The organism is Vibrio sp. 10N.261.52.A1 (assembly GCF_002876325.1).
GTDB lineage: Bacteria > Pseudomonadota > Gammaproteobacteria > Enterobacterales > Vibrionaceae > Vibrio > Vibrio chagasii.
Window position 1 is genome coordinate 1 of record NZ_MCYD01000665.1, and the last position, 7820, is coordinate 7820.

Below are 7820 nucleotides of genomic sequence, written 5' to 3' on the forward strand. Positions count from 1 at the left end.
TCTATATATTTTTTAACTCTTATCTGTTTTTGAAATCTGTTTTGTCGAGTTGGTGCTTTCTTAGCTTGTCATAGAGGGTTTTCCTCGACACTTGCAGCTCTTGTTGTACGTCTTTTAAGCGCCCTTGATGGCGATGCAGTGCTTCTATCAAGAGGATTTGTTCAAAGCTGTCGGTACGTTGGCTTAATGACTGTTGTTGTTCTTCAATATTGACGTCTAGCGAACCGTCATCCGCTTGTTCTGGACTGTCTGCTTGACCTGACTCTTGATTGTCGAGTGCTGGTTGCTTCACCTGAGTTAGCACGCGCAGCTCGGCATGTTGACGAAGCTGGCGAATGTTTTCGCCCCAGTGAGTGGCTATCAAGCGTTGAATCTCTTTTTCTGTGATTACCGGCGGAGGCAACTGATAACGACTTGCTGCACCTCGAGCAAAGTGTTTGAACAAAGAGCCAATATCCTCTGTTCGTTGCGCCAAAGGCAGTAAGTCAAATCGGCGCAGCTCACTTGTAATTGTAGTAGGAACCACTGTAGTTGCGACAATGATACAAGTTGCATTTTTCTTACATGAGTTTTCTCGAAGCAGAATCGGTTTTAAAGCCGCCAACCACTGCCATTGATCAGAAGTTAATGCTTCTGTTTCATGGATGTAGAGTGTTCCGCCTTGATGTTTGTGAAAGAGCTGTAAGACAAATTGGTGAAATGTCGCTTCGTCATTGCCTGGCAAATTAAACGCAGCAATCGGACAAAGTTCAGCGGTGGGATGGCTGTGTAAATCGTGAGTGTACTGCGCGGTAATTCGTTTGCCTGTGCCTATGTCGCCAACAAACAGTAACAGTGGATTCTGTTTGCAATCTAAGGTGATCAATTCGCGGCGTAATGCCTGCATTGATTGAGACTGGCCAATCAGCTTTGGGCCCACTTGATTTTGCATCGCAAGCTCTTTTCTGAGTAGATTGTTTTCCTCAACCAAAGCGAGTTTATCGGCTGCTTTTTTGACTGCCGTTAATAGCGCATCAACAACAAACGGTTTCTCAAGAAAATCATAAGCGCCGGACTTCATCGCAGAAACGGCGGTTTGCACGTCACCGTGACCAGTAAGAACAATGATTTGAAAATTCGGATTTTGACTCAACAGCTTCTGTGTAAATTGAATGCCATCCATCACTGGCATGTGAATATCGGTGATCACAATGCCTGCTTGCGTGATGTTAATCTGCTTGAGAGCCTCGATGGCATTCGGAAAGCAGACTATATCGATACCTTCAATGAGCATGGCTTGTTCTACCGAGTCACGAATCGCGGGTTCATCATCGACAAAGTAGAGTTTAGGCATAGAGTGCAAGTGTTGAGTCCTTAATGTTGGGAAAGCTTTTAATAACAGGCTGTTAGCCTTTATCTTGGTACAGTGGAATATTCAGAGAGAATACCATGCCTGAAGGCTCGCGCTGAGTTGCGCTGATCGTGCCGTGATAGGCTTCAATGATTCGCTTCGATATCGAAAGTCCGAGCCCTAACCCCTCAGGCTTAGTAGTAAAAAATGGGTCGAATAACTGTTCCAGTTTGTCGCTGGCGATACCAATCCCGTTATCCCAAATGATCAGTTGGCAAGCATCATTATTAAGCTGCCACTCTACGCCAATTTGAGGAAAGGTTGGTTGATTCCCTTCTTGAGTTTCCAAGTCGTTTTGAAGTGCGGCTTGCTGAGAAAGTGCCTGAGTCGCATTGTGCATCAGGTTAACTAACACTTGCTCAAGCTCTGTTGGGTGAATCGCGATATTAATGTCATCTGGCACGGTACTTAACTTGAGCGTGATGCCTTGTTTGATCATCAGTGCGCTGAGAATGCTGGTGGCGTTGTTGATCGCGTGATGCAGGCTCGCCACATGATGTTCTTGCTTGGTTACCTTGCGCGTAAATACCTTAAGGCGTGCAATGATCTCGGTAATCGAGGTGTTTAGCACGATCATTTTATCCAGATTACTTTTTACTAAGTCTGAACGTCCCATCTCAAGCAGCTTGACGCTGTTTTCGCTATAGGTTCTAAGCGCAGCAAGTGGTTGATTAATTTCATGATTAATACTGGCTGACAGCTCACCCAGTACGGCTAACTTAGCGGTTTGCGTTAGCTCTTGCTCTGTCTGTTTTAACTTCACTTGAGACTCTTGATATTGAAAGAGTGTCTGTTGAAGTTGTTGATTGGATTGCTTCAGATATTGAGTTCGCTTATCTACGGTTTGCTCTAGGTTCTGATTGAGTTCAGTAAGTGCCACTTTCGCGAGGTAGGTTTGGCGCCACGACCAAGCAATCAGCATGACTAAGCTGTAAATCACAATGAAGATAACGTCGAGCTGCAGCACCTTGAGCAGTTCGGATCTTGTGTCCTTGATAGCCACAACTTGGTACTGGTTGTCACTGGTAGCGGCAGGGTAAAGGTTAAAATTTCCAAGTTTAAATAACTGGTTTGCAGTAAGCGCTTTGCTTGCATCGGTTGTTTGGCTCGAAGAGTTAAACGCATCAATGATCGAAATTTTGTTTTGACCGTATTGGCGTTGCGCTGCGATATCTTGCTGCTGTTGATCCGTTAATGGTAGCAATGAGTGATAAAGCCAAGGTGTCTGACTAGAGAGAAATACCACTTGGTTGGAATCAAGCACCACAATCTCAAATTCGTCGCTAGTTAGAATGTTTTCTAGGTTTTCTAAGCTTACTTTCACCGTGATGACGCCTACGATGTCATCGTCGATATAAAGTGGTGAAGATAAGAAATAGCCTCGCACATCAGAGCGAGCGCCGAGTGCGACATATTGGGTTTTATGGCCTTTTATTGCAGAGGCAAAGTAGGGGCGAAACGCGAAGTTTTCGCCAACGAAAGTTCGAGGCTTTCGATAGTTACTTGACGCAACCACTGTGCCGCTCGGATCGTGGATATAGATGGTATCGGCTTGGCTTTGCCCCGACCACTCGAATAACAAGGTGTTGAGTTCAGCTGTGGAGATGTTATCCGCCTGTGGCGACTCATCGAAGTAAGACAGCAAGCGCGGGTCGTGGCTGAGCAAGTCAGGTATTTGTTTGAACTTATCCAATTCAGAATCGATCTGGAGGTTGGCTTTGTTCGCCGCTTCATTGAGTTGTTGTGTGACAACTTGCTCTTGGTATTGACCTGCCAAAAAGTGAGTAGCAGTTAGCCCTGCCGTTCCCAGTATCAATGAGAAAAATACAAAAGGCGTGATCAGGTTAGACAGTTTTTTAGACACGAGAAACTCAAGTTACAATCAGTTTACATATAGACTATCAATATGACGGTTAGCGTACCGAGATCTCGTTAACACAGAGCACCTTCAATGAGACAAAACCAAGGCTTAGACTTGTGTTTCAAAGGATTACGGCGCAGAATCACAAAAAAATTAAAAGGAGCAACCAAATGGAACTGACAGACATTCGTCGTGAATACGCTCAGGGTGGATTGAGACGTAAAGACTTAGCCACAGACCCAATTGACCAATTTAACCTTTGGTTAGAGCAAGCGATTGAAGCTAAGTTGATGGATCCGACGGCAATGACAGTGGCGACGGTTGATGAAAATGGACAGCCATTCCAACGTATTGTTTTGCTGAAGAATGTTGATAAAGATGGTTTCGTTTTTTACACCAACCTAGGTAGCCGCAAAGCGCAGCAACTTGAGCACAACAGCAAGATCAGTTTGCACTTCCCTTGGCATCCGTTAGAGCGACAAGTTCATATTACTGGTACGGCTGAAAAGCTGACGGCGATGGAAAACATGAAGTACTTCTCGTCTCGTCCAAAAGAGAGCCAATTGGCAGCTATCGCAAGTAAGCAAAGTAGCCGTATCTCTGCACGTGGCATCTTAGAAGGCAAGTATCTAGAGCTTAAACAGAAGTTTGCGAAAGGCGAGATTCCGGTTCCTTCTTTCTGGGGTGGCTTCCGAGTGCGCGTCGATAGCATTGAATTTTGGCAAGGTGGTGAGCACCGCCTGCATGATCGCTTCTTGTTCTCACGCCAAGACAACAGCTGGGACATTGATCGCCTAGCGCCATAGTTTGAGTCTGCTGGACTCAGCAGTAAGACAGTAAAATTAGGAAGATACCGTTGATCTTGTGTTCATCCACATCAACGGTATTTTTTTGTCTGTCTTTTTATCTTTATGGGCGCTAGGAGTCGTTAATCAGTCGCTGTGTAGAACCACTGAGATCTGTTTCTTAAGTAAGGTTTCAGGAATCACAGAGCCTAATCCTGAATCCAATGCATACTCGATTAACTGACTCTTACTACGTGCATCGAACTTTTGCTTTAGTCTAGCGACATGCCCCTCGACCGTCTTGATTGAGATGTTCAACGTCAATGCAATGTATTGAGGCTTCTTACCGAAAAGCAGTAAAAATAGGACTTCTGATTCACGTGAGGTCAGTTTCTTTTGCAGTTTAGACACTCGCGGAGTTGAGCCTGCGATTGATGCTTGATTGTCTTTGGCGCAAGTTGCCTGACACACCCAGTGACCCACTTCTAAAATCGCTGTGTCTGTGAGTTCTTGCCCATAGAAGATGGTGCCTTGTACGTTATCGTTGTCATCAAGCCAAGGCGTTTTGGTGAAGATATGGGCGTGCCAGCGTCCATCGGGGTAGGGGTGAATATCAAGGATTTTAAGCGTCGAGCGCGTTTCCATTACATGCTTGTCTTGCGCTCTAAAGTCTTGTGCGCATTCGATGGTTTGGCTCGGCATATCGAAGTCCGTCAAGCCGGTACAACTCTCGCCCGGCTTCAAACCGATCAATTTGTTGTAAGCGAGGTTTGCGTATACGAAAACAGAGTCAGTATCTTTACAGCCCCAGCAGCCTGGAAGTTGTTCGAATAAAGAACGATGTATGGGGTTTAGTGATTCTGGCAAAGTTTTCTCTCGTGTGTTGCGATGTTGCAATGATATCAGTTTACTATTGCGCTGCAATGGCAATTACAGGTTGGAGTACGTGTAGAAAAGGCTGGGTGAGTTTTCGTTAATCAAAGTGCTGAATAACTGCGTGATTCACGGATGATAGGTCGGCGAACTGCGTGTTCAATAGGCAAAAAAAAGCCAGCCTGAAGAGGGGCTGGCCAAAGACAAGTTATGCCTTGTCGACATGTAGAAGATTTTCAGCTTAATTTACGAGGGTCAGGTAAATTAAGCTGAGGCATCAGTTAGATACCCAGAGTGACTTACTACTCTATCGACGAATTTACTCCTAGGCGTGCCTATACATAAGGGGGGAATTCCCCTATAAACACGATTCAATGCGATAAATGAGAGCCTAGAGTAAATATTTTAAAGTCTGGGTGAGCTATCGAGAGCTTACAGCTCTCGTAACACTCTAAAGCCGAGGTAGTTGGCTGCTGTTGAAGGCGCAACGTATAGCTCGTTAAATGCTTTGGCCTCTTCAGGAGAGAAGCTCCACGCGCCACCTTTGGCTAGGCCTTTTTGAACGGTTGTCCACTCCCATACATTGCCGACCATGTCGTAGAAGCCTGTTGGTGTTGGCATGAATGATTTAACAGGAGACGTACTGACGTTTGACCAAGGTGTACCAGCCCAGCCTGTATTCGCTTTACCTGTGCGGAATTCGTTACCCCACCAGAAGTTGGTGTCTTGACCTGCTCTTGCTGCGGCCTCCCACTCTTGTGGTGTAGGAAGGCGATACGTGAAGCCAGTGCTCTCAGATAACCAACGAGTGTAGGCTATCGCATCATTCTGACTGACACAAACTACTGGTGAGTTGTCAGCTTGCTTGAAGCCCGGTTTTTGCCAGTCATTGTCGGAGACTGAAGTAATCTCGGCATTAGCGAAGGTGTCGCAGGTGTTCATTAGCTCAGCATCTGTCTGATAGCCAGTACTCTTAACGAACGCTCTAAAATCTTGCACACGTGTCGGGGTCGCGGCTAATGCAAATGGCTGTTTTATTGTCACTTGCTTGGCACTGTTCTCACCCAGCAGGTAGCGACCAGAGCCGACCACAATCATTTCAGGGCTCTGAGTATTATCTTCCATCGGGTCCGCAAACTTGGTACCGACGTTTAACGTGTTTTGTTTGGCTTGTAATACCGCTCTTAGGTTGTGATCGCGAGTTATTTTTAGCTCTTGGTGGAAAGAAAGGTAACCTTCTTTCTCGATCGTCACCATGTGTGGGCCGGTTGGTAACATGATTTCAACAGGGGTGCTGCCGTAGTTAACGCCGTTGATTAACACTTTGTCGTTGTACTGATTTGAGCGAACCACTAAGTTGACCCAAGCGACCTCTTTTTGTTGGTCGTTGGCTTGTTGATCGGTTTGCGTGAAACAGTTATACGATTGAATACCAAGTAGGCGGCAAGGTGTGTTCTTATCCGGGCGAGTTTCTAGATTCGCAGCAATCACAGCTCTGTATCGGTTATCTTCTGAGAAACCAGAGGAAGTCACCTTGTGTTGTAGCACGTGGATATTCAGTGATGTCGATGCCAAGTGTTGTTTGACAGTTTTCGATTCTGTCGTGTTATCAACGAGGCTATGTTGGAACTGTTTTACTGCTTTTTGAAGCGCTAGTGTTACCGTTTGATCAGAACATTGCGCCAATGTCATGTCGCTGCTGCAGCGGTTGGTAAAGCTGACCGTCTGCTCTTGTGTTTGGGTGATCTCGTTTCTGAGTCGATCGGCTCTTGCTCTTAGCTTGTCTTGCTCTAGCTGCGCGATGGCTGTTTCTGTCGCTCTTTTCTCGGCTTGGATAGCTTCCAGTTCCATAGCCAAACCTTGCTGCTTCTGCTCTGAGTCAGAAACCGCAAGTTTGCCTTCTTTCACGGTTTTCCATGCGTCTTGGAAGTGATTTTGAGCCGTCGAGATATCGAAGTCTGGCTCATCAATCATGCGCGTATAATCTTGCTCTAGGCTTGCTTTGGCCGCTGCAAGTTTTTGTTCTGCTTCTACAGAGAGTTTAGCAAGACGTGCCGTTTGCTGTGCTTGGTTATCGACTTGATTTTGTTTGTCCGCGACTTTCGTTTCGATAGCCGTTAACTCGGCGTGCTTTTCGAAAAGCGAACTTTCAAGATCAGTAACAGAGGCGGCCGTGATTGCTGGTGGTGTTGCTTCAGCGAAAACAGCAGGTGTCATTAAGCAGGGAGCAAGTGCAAATAATAGAGTGGGAAAACCTTGGCGCATGATGGGCTACTTCAATCGTAATTTAGGTTAATCGACTATTCTAAACGATAACGCCATTTCGTCTGCAGTTATTGTTTATCATGACCGTATAAGTTTATAACGATCAACAGTTTATAACTATCAACAAAATGGCGCGTGTTCATTCAGCTTTGTGAAATCGGTATAGCGATCTTCTACTGAGGGAATTAGCTTTCTTTGCTAGGAAGAAGCTTAACCCAGATAGTGTCGCTGCCGTTGATGGTAACTGTGCGGTTGTATGACTCGTAACCTTGTTTAGAGATAGTTACTTGATGACGACCACTTGGTAGCGCGACCTCAATAGGTGTGCTGCCATACTTAATACCGTTGATGGTCACAGAGTCGTTGTATTGGTCAGAACGCACGGTTACGTTTGCCCATTTCTTGTCGCTCTTTTTAACTGCAGCCGCATCGCTGCCAGTTAAACAGTAGCGTGTTGAAACGTTCAATAGGTTACATGCGGCAACCGCTTCAGGTTTTGCTTGCAGTTGAGCTTGCATCTGCATGAAGTAAGAGTTGTTGCCAGAGAAACCGCTCTTGATTGGCTGGCTGTCCTGAACGTGGATGTTCAACTGAACGCCTTGCAAGTTCTGCTTCGCCAGAGTGCTTTCTGTGAGCTGCTCAAGTA

At 45.9% G+C, this 7820-nt stretch carries 6 protein-coding genes; 1 reads left to right on the top strand and 5 read right to left on the bottom strand.

Annotation, left to right across the window (positions count from 1 at the left end; translation table 11 throughout):
- Nucleotides 1–19 precede the first annotated feature (19 nt).
- Complete coding sequence (locus BCT81_RS12645; protein WP_102424644.1) at nucleotides 20–1333, bottom strand: response regulator; 1314 nt, start codon at nucleotides 1331–1333, stop codon at nucleotides 20–22.
- A gap of 52 nt (nucleotides 1334–1385) precedes the next feature.
- Nucleotides 1386–3254 carry an ATP-binding protein gene (locus BCT81_RS12650; protein WP_102424645.1) on the bottom strand — a complete coding sequence of 623 codons (1869 nt, stop codon included), beginning with the start codon at nucleotides 3252–3254 and terminating at the stop codon, nucleotides 1386–1388.
- Nucleotides 3255–3421: 167 nt separating this feature from the next.
- Between BCT81_RS12650 and pdxH the strand changes: the two genes are divergently transcribed.
- Nucleotides 3422–4057 carry a pyridoxamine 5'-phosphate oxidase gene (gene pdxH / locus BCT81_RS12655; RefSeq protein WP_102424646.1) on the top strand — a complete coding sequence of 212 codons (636 nt, stop codon included), beginning with the start codon at nucleotides 3422–3424 and terminating at the stop codon, nucleotides 4055–4057.
- 126 nt (nucleotides 4058–4183) lie between these two features.
- Here pdxH and BCT81_RS12660 read toward each other — a convergent pair whose 3' ends face one another.
- From BCT81_RS12660 to BCT81_RS12670, 3 genes are all read right to left on the bottom strand, one after another.
- The gene (locus BCT81_RS12660; protein WP_102424647.1) at nucleotides 4184–4966 is read right to left on the bottom strand and encodes a helix-turn-helix transcriptional regulator; all 783 of its coding nucleotides are present in this window, start codon (nucleotides 4964–4966) and stop codon (nucleotides 4184–4186) included.
- A gap of 375 nt (nucleotides 4967–5341) precedes the next feature.
- Entirely contained in the window at nucleotides 5342–7174 is a 1833-nt protein-coding gene (locus BCT81_RS12665) for a formylglycine-generating enzyme family protein (RefSeq protein WP_102424648.1), read from the bottom strand.
- A 185-nt stretch (nucleotides 7175–7359) separates the two neighbouring features.
- A partial coding sequence (locus tag BCT81_RS12670) for a PEGA domain-containing protein (RefSeq protein WP_133152614.1) occupies nucleotides 7360–7820 on the bottom strand: 461 nt, incomplete at its 5' end.